This window comes from Rhodococcus sp. GQ147, from assembly GCF_059759155.1.
The window spans coordinates 156,530-171,351 of the sequence record NZ_JCAXDU010000006.1 but is presented as its reverse complement, the minus strand read 5'-3'; the positions used below and the strand labels follow the sequence as shown (position 1 = coordinate 171,351).

Genomic DNA, 14,822 nt, shown 5'->3' with positions numbered 1-14,822 from the left:
GCGGAGCACTCGCGGTGGGATCGTCACGTAGGCGGCTCCGGACGGGGCGCGTCCGCTTTGGAGAGAACGGGCACGTGTGTCGTGCAGAAGGCGTCGCCGTTCGCGATCGTCGCGAGGCGTTGCACGTGGGTTCCGAGGATCCGCACGAAGGCCTCCTGCTCCGCCTCGCACAGTTCGGGGAACTGCTCCGCGACGTGCGAGACCGGGCAGTGGTGCTGGCAGATCTGCACGCCGGTGCCGATGCGGCGGGTCGAGGCGGCGAAACCGGAGGCGGTGAACGCTCCGGCGATCTCCTCGGCGACGCTCTCGACGTCGTCGAGGTTCTCGTCGGCGGGCGCGATGGTGCCGAGGATCGAGTCCACACGGCGGCGTGCGAAGTCCTCCACGGCAGCGTCGCCGCCGAGTTCGCGGAGGTGCCGCATGGCGGCGGTGGCGAGATCGTCGTAGGAGTGCCCGAGGCGGGCGCGTCCGACGGCGGTGAGCTGGAAGCGGCGGGCGGGGCGGCCACGACCGCGTCCTTGCCTGCGCGGCGGCGCGGCGGCCTGCGCCTCACCGGACTCGATGAGCGCGTCGAGATGGCGTCGCACGCCCGCGGCGCTGAGCCCCAGACGCTCGCCGATCTCCGGCGCGGTGATGGGACCTTCTTCGAGCAGCAGCTGCACGACGGCGGCGCGGGTCTGACCCTCCGGGATCTCGCGGCCCGTCGAAGCAGGATTCTTGCGGGTGTCCTCGACGCGCGACGCCGTCGCGGCAGGTGCGTGACCTGCGCGTTCTGCGGTGTCGGTGGTGTCGGACGGGTATTTCACAACACCAGTGTGACGGAATTCGGAAGCACGGTCCACCAAGGGTGCCCTTTGTTACACCTCGTGACGGAGCCGTCGGAGAGCACCCTCGCCGTCCCGTTACGCTTCTGACGTGCCGTCGACTCCTCCCCTGTCCGCCCCGCACACGACGTCTCCGTCGCCGGGCCGATCCGGGGTCCGCGAACGGCTGCACGTGTGGATCCGACGCGCTCTGGGCCTCGACGCCCCGGGACCACACGCCGATGTCTCGGTCGTCCTGCACGGCGACGAGATCGAAGGTCGCGGACTCGACGCGATCGAGAACGTCTACCTCCACCGCATCCGGCTGCTCGGCGCCACCGGTGCCGTCCTCATGGCAGTCGGGGCACTCGGCGCCGGCGCCCAGCCGGTCCTGCAGAACCCCGTGCAGGGCGTCCGCGCCCTCGGACTGGCGGCACGCATGCCGAGCGCCGCCCTCACGACGACCATGATCGGCACGGCGCTGGTGATCCTCGCCTGGTTGCTGCTCGGCCGGTTCGCGATCGGCCGGGGCGCACCGGACGGTCCCGTGCGCCGACTGTCCCGGTCGCAGCTCGACCGCACCTTGCTGCTGTGGATCCTTCCGCTGGTCGTCGCTCCGCCGATGTTCAGCAAGGACGTCTACTCGTATCTCGCGCAGAGCGAGATTGCCGCGCGCGGGCTCGATCCCTACGCGATCGGTCCGGCCGGCGCGCTGGGGGTCGACCACGTCCTGACCCGGACGGTGCCGAACATCTGGCGCGACACCTCGGCCCCCTACGGCCCGGCCTTCCTGTGGATCGGCGAGAAGATCACGTACCTCACGGGCGAGAACATCGTGGCCGGCATCTTCGTCCACCGGCTGCTCGCGCTCGTGGGTGTGGCCCTGATCGTGTGGGCGCTGCCGCGGCTCGCCCGCCGGTGCGGCGTCGCGTCGGTGAGCGCGTTGTGGCTCGGTGCCGCGAACCCGCTCTTGCTCTTCCACCTGGTCGCGGGCATCCACAACGAGGCCCTGATGCTCGGGCTCATGCTCGCCGGTGTCGAGCTCGCGCTGCGGGCCGTCCACCCGGACGACGAGGCGGCCTCGCGCCTGCGTCTCACGGGGTGGCTCGCGGCCGGCACCGCGCTGATCGCCCTGTCGTCGATGATCAAGGTGCCCTCGCTGCTCGCGCTCGGATTCGTCGGCATGGCCCTTGCCCGCAAGTGGGGTGGCGGCTTCCGCGCCGTGCTCGCCGCCGCCGCGATCCTCGGCATCGGGACCTGCGTCGTCATCGGCGCTGTGAGCTGGGGCAGCGGCCTGGGCTTCGGCTGGACGAAGACCCTGGGCACCGCCACGGAGGTCCGCAGCTGGATGTCGATCCCGACCCTGCTCGGCATGGGTACCGGCCTCGGCGGCGTGCTGCTCGGTCTCGGCGACCACACGACGGCCGTGCTGTCCATCACGCGCCCCATCGCAGCGCTGGTGGCCGCTTTCGTCACGATGCGCATGCTGCTCGCGGTGCTCATGGGACGGATCCATCCGGTCGGTGCGCTGGGGGTCTCGCTGGGCGCGATCGTGCTGCTCTTCCCGGTCGTGCAACCGTGGTACCTGCTGTGGGCGGTGATCCCGCTCGCGGCCTGGGCGACCCGCCCGGTCTTCCGGATCCCCACCATCGCGTTCTCGTCGGTTGTCGGCATGATCCTCATGCCCAACGGCAGCGAATACCAACCGTTCATCATCGTCCAGGCGTCGATCGCGACCATCGTCGTGGTCGGTCTGATCATCGTCGCCACACGCTCCCGGCTGCCGTGGCGGCTGCAGGAGCGCACACCACCGCGTCCGGCGGAAACCGCGGACGCCTAGGCTGGAACCCTGTGACCCCGAGTTCTCCCGCCGGTGCGGTACCGGCCGTGCGCCTGGACGGCGTCGTCAAGACCTACGGGGGCGTCACCGCCGTGAACGGTCTCGATCTGACCGTCGAACGCGCCCAGGTGCTCGCCCTCCTCGGCCCGAACGGCGCCGGTAAGACCACCACTGTGGAAATGTGCGAGGGGTTCGTCACTCCCGACGTGGGCACAGTCCGCGTCCTGGGGCTCGATCCCGTCGCCGATTCCGACGCCCTCCGCCCCCGGATCGGCGTGATGCTGCAGGGTGGCGGCGCCTATCCCGGTTCGCGGGCCGGTGAGATGCTCGACCTGGTGGCGGCGTACTCGGCGGATCCCCTCGACCCCGACTGGCTGCTCCAGCGCCTCGGGCTCACCGACGCCCGCCGCACCCCCTACCGCCGATTGTCGGGCGGACAACAGCAACGCCTCGCGCTCGCATGCGCGCTGGTGGGGCGCCCCGAACTGGTGTTCCTCGACGAACCGACGGCGGGTCTCGACGCACAGGCCCGGCTGCTCGTCTGGGAACTGATCGACGCACTGCGCCGCGACGGTGTGAGCGTGCTGCTCACCACCCACCTCATGGACGAGGCGGAAGAGCTCGCCGACGAGATCGTCATCATCGATCACGGGCGGGTGGTCGCCGCAGGGACACCCGACGAAGTCACCCGCGACGGCGCCGAGGGCCAGCTGTGGCTGTCCGCGCCTCCGGGCCTCGACCTGAGTGCCCTGCAGTCCGCCCTGGCCGGCACCTACCGGATACGGGAGGACAATCCCGGGCGGTATCTCGTCGAGGGCACGATCGAACCGTCCGTCGTCGCGGCGGTGGCGACCTGGTGCGCGAATCTGGGCGCACTGGCAACCGAGATCCGGGTGGATCAGCGCAGCCTCGAGGACGTCTTCCTCGAGTTGACCGGTCGGGAGTTGAGAGGGTGAGCGTGACCCACGATCGTCTGGCGAACAACCGGTTTGCGGAAGGGACCTTCACCCCGCGACCGCAGCCGAACTCGCCGTCGAAGATGCTCGCGGCGCAGACCGCCATGGAACTCAAGTTGCTGCTGCGCAACGGCGAGCAGCTCCTACTGACCATGTTCATTCCGATCACGCTGCTGATCGGCCTGTCGCTGCTACCGATCGGCGATCTCGGCGACTCGCGGGTCGACAGCGTGCTGCCAGCGGTGATGATGGTGGCCGTGATGTCGACGGCGTTCACCGGTCAGGCGATCGCCGTGGGCTTCGACCGCCGCTACGGCGCCCTCAAGCGGATCGGCGCGACCGCGCTGCCCAAGTGGGGAATCATCGCTGGCAAGAGCGCGGCGGTGGGCATCGTCGTCGTCCTGCAGGCCGTGTTGCTCGGTGCCATCGGGCTGGCCCTGGGCTGGCGCCCCTCCCCCGTCGACCTGCTCATCGGGGCGGTCGTCATCGCCTTGGGCACGGTGATGTTCGCGACACTGGGGCTGCTGCTCGGTGGAACCCTGCGCGCCGAGATCGTGCTCGCCCTCGCGAACATCGTGTGGTTCGTGCTGTTGGGCATCGGCAGCGTCGTGGTGCTCGGCGACGTGATCCCCGAAGCGGTGGTCCACCTGCTGCGGATCGTGCCGTCGGGGGCGTTGACGCTCGCGCTCGAGAACGCCACCTCGGGTGTGTTCGACTGGTTGTCGATCGTCTCGCTGCTCGTGTGGACGGTGATCGGCGGCACCGCCGCGGCGCGCTGGTTCCGCTTCACCTGAGTCGTGGGCGGCCCGATCGGGCACGACCCAACTACAGCGTGTAGTGGTTCACGCCGTACCATCGAACCGTGTTGTATCGCGGCTACCTGAGCCTTGTCGACCGTCTCCCCCTGCCGTCGCTGCGGACGCAGAAGATCATCGCGTTCCTCACGATTCTCACCCAGGGCGGCATCGCAGTGACCGGCTCGGTCGTCCGCGTCACCGCCTCCGGACTGGGTTGCCCGACCTGGCCGCAGTGCTTCCCCGGGTCGCTGGTCCCGGTGGGTGTGTCGAGCGGGGTGAACACCCTGCACCAGGTGGTCGAGTTCGGCAACCGGCTGCTGACCTTCGTGGTCGTGGCCGTCGCAGCCGCGATCGTCCTGGCCGTCACCCGTGCGCGGCGCCGCAAGGAGGTCATCGCCTGGGCGTGGTTGATGCCGGCAGGCACCGTGCTGCAGGCGATCATCGGCGGCATCACCGTCCTGGCCGGTCTCGCCTGGTGGACGGTCGCGATCCACCTGCTCGCATCGATGCTCATGGTGTGGCTGGCGACAGTGCTCTACGCGAAGGTGAGCGAGCCGGACGACGGCACGGTGGTGCAGGTATTGCCCCAGCCGCTGCGCCGGCTCACCGCCTTGTCGGGTGTCGCGCTCGCCGTGGTCCTCGTGCTCGGCACGATGGTCACCGGCGCCGGCCCGCACGCCGGAGACAAGAGCGTCGACAGACCCGTCCCGCGCCTCGCGCTCGACATCACCAATCTCGTCCACCTGCACGCCGAAGCGCTCATCGGCTATCTCGCGCTGCTGATCGGCCTCACCTTCGCCGTCTACGCGGTCCATGCACCCCGAGCCGTCACGCTGCGTCTGAAGGTCGTCCTGGCCCTGGTGGTCGCACAGGCCGGCATCGGCCTCGTCCAGTTCTGGACGGACGTGCCTGCCGTGCTGGTCGTCTTCCACGTCGCCGGCGCCGGACTGTGCACGGCGGCGACCGCCGCGGTCTGGGCGGCCGGACGGACGCGCACGACCGCACCGGATCGCGAGCCCGTTCCGGCCTGACCGTTCGACGACGCGGCCCCTCCCCGGACTTCCGGGAAGGGGCCGCGTGTCGTCGTACGGATGTCGGGCGGTCAGCGCTCGTTGCGGGCCTTGGGGAACTTCGTCTGACGTGCCACCCAACCGGCCATCTTCGCCCAGTGACCCTTCTGCGGGTTGGCGATGCTGGTGACCTCGCGGTCCCACTCGGAGACGGTGACGTCGGGGATCTCCTCGACGATGGCGCGCGCCGTCGGGAGGTCCTTCGCGACGCGGTCGCCGAGGGTGCCGTCGGCGGCGACCACGGTGATCCGGACGCCGGACAGACCGATCGGCTGCAGCACGGCCTTCCCGGAACCTCCGTGCTCGGCGACGAAGCTGCGGATGGACGAGACGATGTCGGCCGGTGCGGCCACGACCTGTGTTTCGACGCTCATGTCTGCAGAATACTGTGAGCGCTATGCACGCAATCGAAGTGGCACAGCACGGAGGCCCCGACGTCCTCGTCCCCGTCGAACGACCCGACCCCTCGCCCGGACCGGGTGAGCTGCTGGTTCGCACCGACGCGATCGGCGTCAACTTCATCGACACCTACTTCCGCACCGGCCTCTACGGCACGGAGCTGCCGTACATCCCGGGCTCGGAGGGCACGGGCACGGTCGTCGCCCTCGGCGAGGGTGTGCGGGACACGGCGGTAGGCGACCGAGTGTCGTGGTGCGAGGCACCCGGCTCGTACGCCGAACTGGTCCGCGTCCGCGAGCAGGTCGCCGTGCCGGTCCCGGACTCGGTGCCGGCCGAGCAGGCCGCCTCGGTCCTCCTGCAGGGCATGACCGCGCACTACCTGCTGAACTCCGTCCACCCGGCACAGCCCGGCGAGACGGTGCTCGTCCACGCAGGTGCCGGTGGTGTGGGGCTGATCCTGACGCAACTCGCCGTCGCGAAGGGCGTGCGGGTGATCACCACCGTGTCCTCCGACGAGAAGGAGGCCCTGTCGCGGGAGGCCGGCGCCGCGGAGGTGCTGCGCTACGGCGACGACCTCGCCGAGAAGGTGCGCGAGCTCACCGACGGCGAGGGGGTGGCCGCAGCCTACGACGGTGTCGGTGCCGCGACCTTCGAGGCGTCGCTCGCGTCCGTCCGTGTGCGCGGCACGGTCGCGCTGTTCGGTGCCGCGAGCGGACCCGTCCCGCCCTTCGACCTGCAGCGGCTGAACCCGGCGGGTTCGCTGTTCGTCACGCGGCCCACCCTCGTGCACTACACCCGAGACCGCGAGGAGCTGCTGTGGCGGGCGGGCGACGTGCTCGCGGCGCTCGCCGACGGGTCGCTGAAGCTCCGCGTGGGAGCGAGCTATCCCCTCGCCGAGGCCGCCCGCGCCCACGCCGATCTCGAAGGACGCCGGACCACCGGATCGATCGTCCTGATCCCGTGATCTCCGGACCCGGCACGACGAACGCCCCGGCCGCTCGGCCGGGGCGTTCGTCGTGAAGCGTGGATCAGAAGTACGAGCCGATCGTCGGCAGTGCGAGCACGGAGTCGATCGCCAGGCCCAGGCACACCACCGCGAGGTAGTTGTTGGACTGGAGGAACAGCTTGAGCGGCTTGACCGACGCCCCGCCGCGCACACTGTTGAACAGCTGGTGCGCGACGATCAGGAACCAGGCGCCCGCGAGCAGCGCGACGGCCGCGTAGATCACACCGGCGGCCGGGACGATCACCAGCGTCGCGATCACGGTCGCCCAGGTGTAGAGCACGATCTGCTTCGTGACGTGCTGCTCGGTGGCGATGACCGGCAACATCGGCACGCCGGCTGCCTTGTAGTCCTCCTTGTAACGCATCGCGAGCGCCCAGGTGTGCGGCGGCGTCCAGAAGAAGATGACCAGGAACAACACGATGGGTTCCCAGCTCAGCGAACCCGTCACGGCGGCCCAGCCGACCATCACGGGCATACATCCGGCAGCCCCGCCCCAGACCACGTTCTGCCAGGTCCGGCGTTTGAGCACCATCGTGTACACGAGCACGTAGAACGCGATCGTCGCCACGACCAGCAGTCCGGCCAACAGGTTGGCGCGCCACCACAACCACGCGAAGGACGCGATGCCGAGCAGCATGCCGAAGACGAGGGCGTTGCGTGTCGGCACCGTCTGCCGGGCGAGCGGACGCAACGCCGTGCGTTTCATCACCTTGTCGATGTCGGCGTCGACGACGCAGTTGAGCGAGTTGGCGCTCGCCGCACCCATCCAGCCGCCGAACAGGGTGCTCAGGATGAGCACGATGTCGACGTTGCCGCGGTCGGCGAACAGCATCGCGGGAATGGTCGCGACCAGCAGGAGTTCGATCACCCGCGGCTTGGTCAACGCTATGTAGGCGAGGACGGTGCCGGAGATCCGGCCCCACGCGGTGTCGGGGCGCGGGGCGCTCGGCGCTTCGGGGGCGCCGAAGCCGTGTCCTCCCGGCCGTCGCCCTGCCCGCACACTGTCTCCTTGTCCCACGCGGATCCGCACCTTCGTTTCGCCCGTTCACGGTCGCCCGGTTCCGGACGCTCCTCTACTACGAACGATGGTAGACCGGACCGTTGCCCGGACCGAATCGACCCGTTCGGAGCAGCGCATTAGTCTGAAGTAGCGCGCGGGCCGACTTCCACCCGCCGGGACCCCGTACACCCATGTCAGGAGACTTCAAGCTCGTGTCGATCACAGACGAGATCCGCACCCTCACCCAGCCTGCGCATCCTGCCGACTGGACCGACCTGGACACCAAGGCCGTCGACACCGCGCGCGTGCTCGCCGCCGACGCCGTGCAGAAGGTCGGAAACGGGCATCCCGGTACCGCGATGAGCCTCGCTCCCCTCGCGTACACCCTTTTCCAGCGTGTGATGCGCCACGATCCGACCGACCCCGAGTGGGTCGGCCGCGACCGCTTCGTGCTCTCGTGCGGACATTCGAGCCTGACGCTGTACACCCAGCTGTACCTGTCCGGCTACGGACTCGAGCTCGCCGACCTCGAAGCGCTGCGCACGTGGGGTTCGCTCACCCCGGGCCACCCCGAGTACGGCCACACCGCCGGCGTCGAGATGACCACCGGCCCACTGGGTCAGGGTCTGGCCTCCGCCGTGGGCATGGCGATGGCCGCCCGCCGCGAGCGCGGTCTGTTCGATCCCGAGGCGCCCGCCGGCTCGAGCCCGTTCGACCACTACGTCTATGTGATCGCGTCCGACGGCGACATCGAGGAGGGCGTGACCTCCGAGGCGTCCTCGCTCGCCGGTGTCCAGCAGCTCGGCAACCTGATCGTCTTCTACGACGACAACAAGATCTCCATCGAGCACGACACCGCGATCGCTCTCGGTGAGGACGTCTCCAAGCGCTACGAGGCATACGGCTGGCACGTGCAGACCGTCGAGGGCGGCGAGAACGTCACCGCCCTGCTCGAGGCCGTCGAGGCCGCGAAGGCGGTCACCGACCGTCCGTCCTTCATCTCCGTCCGCACGATCATCGGCTACCCGGCGCCGACGAAGATGAACAGCGGCGACGCGCACGGTGCCGCGCTCGGCGTCGACGAGGTCGCCGAGATCAAGAAGATCCTCGGCTTCGACCCCGAGAAGAACTTCGACGTCGACCCGGCCGTGATCGAGCACGCCCGGCAGGTCGTGACGCGCGGCACCGAGGCACGCGCCGCATGGCAGGCCGACTTCGACGCGTGGGCCGCCCGCGAGCCGCAGCGCAAGGAACTGTTCGACCGCCTGCACGCCGGTGAGTTCCCGGAGGGCTGGGTCGACGCACTGCCGACCTACGAGCCCACCGAGAGCGGTCCCGCGACCCGCTCGGCGTCCGGCAAGGCCCTCGCCGCGCTCGGACCGGTACTGCCCGAGCTGTGGGGCGGTTCCGCCGACCTCGCCGGCAGCAACAACACGACGATTCCCGGTTCCGACTCCTTCGGTCCCGAGTCGATCTCCACGAAGGACTGGAACGCGCAGCCCTACGGACGCACCCTGCACTTCGGCGTCCGCGAACACGCGATGGGATCGATCCTCAACGGCATCGCCCTGCACGGCCCGACCCGCCCCTACGGCGGCACCTTCCTCGTCTTCTCCGACTACATGCGGCCCGCGGTGCGTCTCGCGGCCCTCATGCAGACCCCGGCGATCTACGTGTGGACGCACGATTCGATCGGTCTCGGTGAGGACGGCCCGACGCACCAGCCGATCGAGCACCTCGCGGCGCTGCGCGCGATCCCGAATCTCGCCGTGATCCGCCCGGCCGACGCCAACGAGACGTCGTTCGCGTGGAAGGCCGCGCTGGAGAACCGCACCGGCCCGACCGCTCTGGCGCTGACCCGTCAGAACGTGCCGGTGCTCGAGGGCACGCGGGAGAAGGCCGCCGAGGGTGTCGCCCGCGGTGCCTACATCCTGGCCGAGGCCTCGTCGGGCACCCCGGAGGTCGTGATCCTCGCGACCGGTTCCGAGGTCCAGCTCGCCGTTGCCGCCCGCGAGACCCTCGAGGCCGACGGTGTGCCCACCCGCGTCGTCTCCGTGCCGGTGCTCGACCGGTTCCTCGAGCAGGACCAGGCCTACCGCGACGAGGTGCTGCCCCCGTCGGTGCGCGCCCGCGTGTCCGTCGAGGCCGGTCTCGCGATGCCGTGGTACCGCCTCATCGGCGACGCCGGTGAGCCGGTCTCGCTCGAGCACTACGGCGCCTCCGCCGATTACAAGACCCTGTACCGCGAGTTCGGCATCACTGCCGAGGCCGTCGTCGACGCCGCGCGTCGCTCGCTGACCCGAGTGAAGGGATGATCCGATGACCCAGCAGACCTCCACGCAGAACGCTGCGCTGGCCGAACTGTCCGCCCAGGGTGTCTCGGTGTGGCTGGACGATCTGTCCCGCGACCTCATCGACTCCGGCAAGCTCGCCGAGCTCGTCGCGACCCGCAGTGTCGTGGGTGTGACGACCAACCCGTCGATCTTCCAAGCCGCCCTGTCGAAGGGCCATGCCTACGACGCGCAGATCCGCGATCTCGCCGCCGCCGGTGCCGACGCCACCGAGGCGATCCGCACCGTCACCACCGACGACGTGCGCGCGGCCTGCGACGTCCTCGCGCCGGTGTTCGAGGCCACGGACGGCCTCGACGGACGGGTGTCGATCGAGGTCGACCCGCGTCTGGCGCACAAGACGGACGAGACCGTCCAGCAGGCCCTCGAGCTGTGGCGCATCGTCGACCGCCCGAACCTGTTCATCAAGATCCCGGCGACGATGGCGGGTCTGCCGGCCATCGCCCGGGTGATCGGTGAGGGTGTCAGCGTCAACGTCACGCTGATCTTCTCGGTCGAGCGCTACGAGCGGGTCATCGAGGCCTACCTCGACGGCCTGACCGCGGCGAAGGCCTCCGGTCACGACCTGTCGAAGATCCGCTCGGTCGCGTCGTTCTTCGTCTCGCGTGTCGATACCGAGATCGACCCGCGCCTCGAGGAGATCGGCACCGACCGGGCGCTGGCTCTGCGTGGCAAGGCCGGTCTCGCCAACGCGCGGCTCGCGTACGGCGCGTACCAGCGCGCGTTCGAGGGCGGGACGCGGTTCGAGCAGCTCTCCGAGGCGGGTGCCGTTCCCCAGCGTGCGTTGTGGGCGTCGACGGGTGTGAAGAACCCCGATTACCCCGACACCCTCTACGTCACCGAGTTGGTCGCGCCGAACACCGTGAACACGATGCCGGAGAAGACCCTCGAGGCCGTCGCCGACCACGGTGAGGTCACGGGCGACACCGTCACCCGCAACATCGCCTCCTCCCAGCAGGTCTTCGACGCGCTGGCATCGGTCGGTGTGGATCTTCCCGACGTCTTCCGCAAGCTCGAGGACGAGGGTGTGGAGAAGTTCGTCGTGGCGTGGAAGGACCTGCTCGCGGCGACGGCGGAACAGCTCGCGGCTCACGCGCCGGGCGCGGAGGGCTGAACGTGCCCGAATCCGGTGCGGCGGAGTGGGTGAATCCGCTCCGGGACAACAGAGATCGCAGACTGCCCCGTATCGCCGGCCCGTGCGCGCTGGTGATCTTCGGCGTGACCGGCGATCTGGCCCGGCGCAAGTTGATGCCCGCCGTCTACGATCTCGCCAACCGCGGCCTCCTGCCGCCCGGATTCGCGCTCGTCGGTTTCGCCCGGAGGGATTGGGCCGACGAGGACTTCGGTCAGGTGGTCCACGACGCGGTGCGTGAGCATTCGCGTACCCCCTTTCGCGAGGAGGTCTGGCAGCGCCTCGCGGAGGGGATCCGCTTCGTGCAGGGCACCTTCGACGACGATGCGGCGTTCGCGGAGCTCGCGACGACCCTCGAGAAGCTCGACCGCGAACGCGGTACGGGTGGCAACCACGCGTTCTACCTGTCGGTTCCCCCGGACGCCTTCCCCGTGGTGTGCGGGCAGCTGTCGCGTTCGGGTCTGGCCGCGGAACGCGGCGGCTCGTGGAGCCGCGTCGTGATCGAGAAGCCGTTCGGGCACGACCTCGAGAGTGCGCGCGAGCTCAATTCGGTTGTCGGTGAGGTGTTCTCCGAGGAATCCGTCTTCCGCATCGATCACTATCTCGGCAAGGAGACGGTCCAGAACATCCTCGCGTTGCGTTTCGCGAACCAGATGTTCGAGCCGGTGTGGAACGCGCACTACGTCGACCACGTGCAGATCACGATGGCCGAGGACATCGGCCTCGGTGGTCGCGCCGGCTACTACGACGGCATCGGCGCGGCCCGCGACGTCATCCAGAACCATCTCCTGCAGCTGCTCGCCTTCACCGCGATGGAGGAACCGGTGAGCTTCGCGGCGTCGGAGCTGCACGCGGAGAAGATCAAGGTGCTGTCGGCGACCCGGCCGGCGGAGCCGTTCGACGAGACCACCGCGCGCGGCCAGTACGCATCCGGCTGGCAGGGCGGCGAGAAGGTCGTCGGACTGCTCGAGGAGAAGGGTTTCGCGGCGGATTCGACCACCGAGACGTACGCGGCCATCACCCTCGAGGTCGACACCCGCCGCTGGGCGGGTGTGCCCTTCTACCTGCGCACCGGCAAGCGCCTCGGCCGCCGCGTCACCGAGATCGCGGTGGTCTTCAAGCGGGCCCCGCACCTGCCGTTCGACAAGACCATGACCGAGGAGCTCGGTCAGAACGCGTTGGTGATCCGCGTGCAGCCCGACGAGGGCATCACGATGCGCTTCGGGTCGAAGGTGCCCGGCTCCGAGATGGAGGTCCGGGACGTGAACATGGACTTCAGTTACGGCCAGGCATTCACGGTCTCCTCCCCCGAGGCCTACGAGCGCCTGATCCTCGACGTGCTCCTCGGCGTCCCGTCACTGTTCCCGGTGGACGAGGAAGTCGAATTGTCCTGGAAGATCCTCGATCCGGTGCTCGAGCACTGGGCGGCGAACGGGCGACCGGAACCCTACGAGTCCGGCACCTGGGGTCCGCAATCGGCCGACGAGATGCTGCGGCGTACCGGCCGGGAATGGAGGCGTCCGTGAGGCTCCAGTTGCGCAACACCTCCGCGAATGCCATCAGTCGCAAGCTGGTGGAGTTGCGACGGTCGAGCGGAATGGTCACGCAGGGCCGTGTTCTCACGTTTATCGTGTGCGCCGGCGACGCGCGAGGCCTCGACGCCGCGATCACGGCCGCCACCGAGGCGTCGAAGGAACATCCCTGCCGCGTCATCGTCGTCGGTCGCGGACGACAGGACGGTCCGTCGCGGCTCGACGCGGAGATCCGGGTCGCCGGTGAAGCGGGTGCCTCCGAGGCATTGATCCTCGCCCTGCACGGCGAACTCGGTGAACATCAGGAATCGGTCGTGGTGCCTTTCCTCCTTCCGGACACCCCCGTCGTCGCGTGGTGGCCCAACCAGGCCCCCGCGGTCCCGGCCGAGGACCCGGTGGGTCGTCTCGCCGTCCGCCGCATCACCGACGTGACCAACTCCGACGACCCGCGTGCCGATCTCGCGACCCGCCTGTCCGGTTACCGGCCGGGCGACACGGATCTGGCCTGGGCCCGCATCACCTACTGGCGGGCGCTGCTGGTCTCGGCACTCGATCAGCCGCCCTACGAGCCAGTGCTCTCGGCACGCGTGTCGGGGCTGCGGACCGAACCGGCCGTCGATCTGATCGCGGGGTGGCTCGCGAGCCGTCTCGACTGCCCCGTCGAGCGATCCGTCGGCGAGCTGAGGGTGGAACTGCGCACGGCGTCGCAGACGATCGCCCTGGAACGCCCGCAGGAAGGTCGCGTGGCGACCCTCGAACGCACCCACAAGCCCGATTCGCTGATCAGCCTGGCGCGCCGGAACTCGGCCGAATGTCTCGCCGAGGAACTGCGTCGCCTCGATCCCGACGAAGTCTACGAAGCCGCGTTGTCGGCCCTGCCGAAGGTGGATTATGTCTGACAGCGCCCGCACTCCGTCCGAGATCCGGCGTTTCGCCGACGCCGACGAGGTCGCCCGCGCCGCGGCGTCCGCCTTCGTCGATGCCGTCGTCGCCGCGCAGCGCGAGCGGGTGCAGGCCCACGTCGTGCTCACCGGCGGCGGTACCGGTATCGCGATGCTCGAGCACGTGCGTCGCGACCAGGGCGCCATCGACTGGTCGGCGGTGAACGTCTACTTCGGCGACGAGCGTTTCCTGCCGCCCGGCGATCCGGATCGCAACGAGGTGCAGGCCCGTGGGGCTCTGCTCGACCACGTGCCGATCGACCCGGCACGCATCCACACCATGCCGGCGCTCGGCGAGGACGGGTGCAGCACACCGGAGGACTCGGCCCAGCGGTACGCCGAACTCCTCGCGGCGCACTCCCCCGACGGCACCGTGCCGGTCTTCGACGTGCACCTGCTCGGCATGGGCGGTGAGGGACACATCAATTCGCTGTTCCCCCACACCGACGCGGTGCGCGAGTCGGAGCGTTTCGTGGTGGGTGTCGACGACTCCCCGAAGCCGCCGCCGGCCCGGGTGACGCTGACGCTGCCCGCCGTGCAGCGGGCGCGGCAGGTCTGGTTGCTGGTCACCGGTGCCGCCAAGGCGGAGGCCGTCGCGGCGGCCGTGGGCGGTGCCGCACCGGAGGACTTCCCGTCCGCGGGCGCCCACGGCACCGAACGCACCGTGTGGTTCCTCGATCCGGCTGCCGCAGAGCAACTCCCGGCGCAGTGACCGGGCGGAGCGTCGGGAGTCCGACGCCGTGATCGGCGATCCGGCCGTCATGCGCCCGCGCCGTCGAAGTCGGGATCGTCGGCGTCGTCCGTCTCCACACGGCGCCCCTCCGAAGTACCGGCGGTGTCGCCGTCGTCGACACCGGTTCGCACACACCGCATCCGATTCATCGATCGCGGACCTGCCGTCGAGCGCAGTGCGCGCAACGGTGATCGGCCCGGGACACATCGCACCGTTCGTGGGTCCATGCCGGTGAGCTCCTCCCGTCGTGGACCGTTGTCGT

The 14,822-nt window shown here is 69.7% G+C and carries 13 protein-coding genes; 10 read left to right on the top strand and 3 right to left on the bottom strand.

The window, feature by feature from the left end; genetic code table 11:
- Nucleotides 1-23 precede the first annotated feature (23 nt).
- Nucleotides 24-842 (bottom strand): helix-turn-helix transcriptional regulator, encoded by an 819-nt coding sequence (locus tag AC6CID_RS09720; protein WP_094980515.1) that lies wholly within the window; start codon nucleotides 840-842, stop codon nucleotides 24-26.
- Between the two features lie 73 nt (nucleotides 843-915).
- Here AC6CID_RS09720 and mptB point away from each other — a divergent pair, with 73 nt between their 5' ends.
- From mptB to AC6CID_RS09700, 4 genes are all read left to right on the top strand, one after another.
- Nucleotides 916-2,643, top strand: coding sequence for a polyprenol phosphomannose-dependent alpha 1,6 mannosyltransferase MptB (mptB, locus tag AC6CID_RS09715; RefSeq protein ID WP_373922191.1), 1,728 nt, complete (start codon nucleotides 916-918; stop codon nucleotides 2,641-2,643).
- Nucleotides 2,644-2,654: 11 nt separating this feature from the next.
- On the top strand, nucleotides 2,655-3,599 hold the full coding sequence (locus AC6CID_RS09710) for an ABC transporter ATP-binding protein (protein WP_039587157.1): 945 nt from the start codon (nucleotides 2,655-2,657) through the stop codon (nucleotides 3,597-3,599).
- Nucleotides 3,596-4,393 carry an ABC transporter permease gene (locus tag AC6CID_RS09705; RefSeq protein WP_006551497.1) on the top strand — a complete coding sequence of 266 codons (798 nt, stop codon included), beginning with the start codon at nucleotides 3,596-3,598 and terminating at the stop codon, nucleotides 4,391-4,393. The genes AC6CID_RS09710 and AC6CID_RS09705 overlap by 4 nt, the downstream gene beginning before the upstream one ends.
- A gap of 68 nt (nucleotides 4,394-4,461) precedes the next feature.
- The gene (locus AC6CID_RS09700) at nucleotides 4,462-5,427 is read left to right on the top strand and encodes a COX15/CtaA family protein (RefSeq protein WP_024100811.1); all 966 of its coding nucleotides are present in this window, start codon (nucleotides 4,462-4,464) and stop codon (nucleotides 5,425-5,427) included.
- Nucleotides 5,428-5,498: 71 nt separating this feature from the next.
- On the opposite strand, the gene AC6CID_RS09695 is transcribed toward AC6CID_RS09700, so the two are convergent.
- A complete protein-coding gene (locus AC6CID_RS09695; protein ID WP_006551494.1) occupies nucleotides 5,499-5,840 on the bottom strand; it encodes a hypothetical protein in 342 nt (113 codons plus the stop codon).
- A 23-nt stretch (nucleotides 5,841-5,863) separates the two neighbouring features.
- Between AC6CID_RS09695 and AC6CID_RS09690 the strand changes: the two genes are divergently transcribed.
- The gene (locus AC6CID_RS09690; protein WP_006551493.1) at nucleotides 5,864-6,829 is read left to right on the top strand and encodes a quinone oxidoreductase family protein; all 966 of its coding nucleotides are present in this window, start codon (nucleotides 5,864-5,866) and stop codon (nucleotides 6,827-6,829) included.
- 64 nt (nucleotides 6,830-6,893) lie between these two features.
- On the opposite strand, the gene AC6CID_RS09685 is transcribed toward AC6CID_RS09690, so the two are convergent.
- Nucleotides 6,894-7,871 (bottom strand): heme o synthase, encoded by a 978-nt coding sequence (locus AC6CID_RS09685; RefSeq protein WP_006551492.1) that lies wholly within the window; start codon nucleotides 7,869-7,871, stop codon nucleotides 6,894-6,896.
- Nucleotides 7,872-8,083: 212 nt separating this feature from the next.
- On the opposite strand from AC6CID_RS09685, the gene tkt reads away from it, so the two are divergent.
- Genes tkt through pgl form a run of 5 tightly spaced genes read left to right on the top strand, consistent with a single transcriptional unit; the run spans nucleotide 8,084 to nucleotide 14,539 of the window.
- Entirely contained in the window at nucleotides 8,084-10,186 is a 2,103-nt protein-coding gene (tkt, locus tag AC6CID_RS09680) for a transketolase (RefSeq protein ID WP_006551491.1), read from the top strand.
- Nucleotides 10,187-10,190: 4 nt separating this feature from the next.
- Nucleotides 10,191-11,336: a transaldolase gene (gene tal, locus AC6CID_RS09675; protein WP_498353882.1), complete on the top strand. Its 1,146-nt coding sequence runs from the start codon at nucleotides 10,191-10,193 to the stop codon at nucleotides 11,334-11,336.
- A 2-nt stretch (nucleotides 11,337-11,338) separates the two neighbouring features.
- A complete protein-coding gene (gene zwf / locus AC6CID_RS09670; RefSeq protein WP_006551489.1) occupies nucleotides 11,339-12,880 on the top strand; it encodes a glucose-6-phosphate dehydrogenase in 1,542 nt (513 codons plus the stop codon).
- On the top strand, nucleotides 12,877-13,785 hold the full coding sequence (gene opcA / locus AC6CID_RS09665; protein ID WP_024100808.1) for a glucose-6-phosphate dehydrogenase assembly protein OpcA: 909 nt from the start codon (nucleotides 12,877-12,879) through the stop codon (nucleotides 13,783-13,785). The genes zwf and opcA overlap by 4 nt, the downstream gene beginning before the upstream one ends.
- Complete coding sequence (pgl, locus tag AC6CID_RS09660; RefSeq protein ID WP_498353881.1) at nucleotides 13,778-14,539, top strand: 6-phosphogluconolactonase; 762 nt, start codon at nucleotides 13,778-13,780, stop codon at nucleotides 14,537-14,539. The genes opcA and pgl overlap by 8 nt, the downstream gene beginning before the upstream one ends.
- The last annotated feature ends 283 nt before the right edge of the window (nucleotides 14,540-14,822 follow it).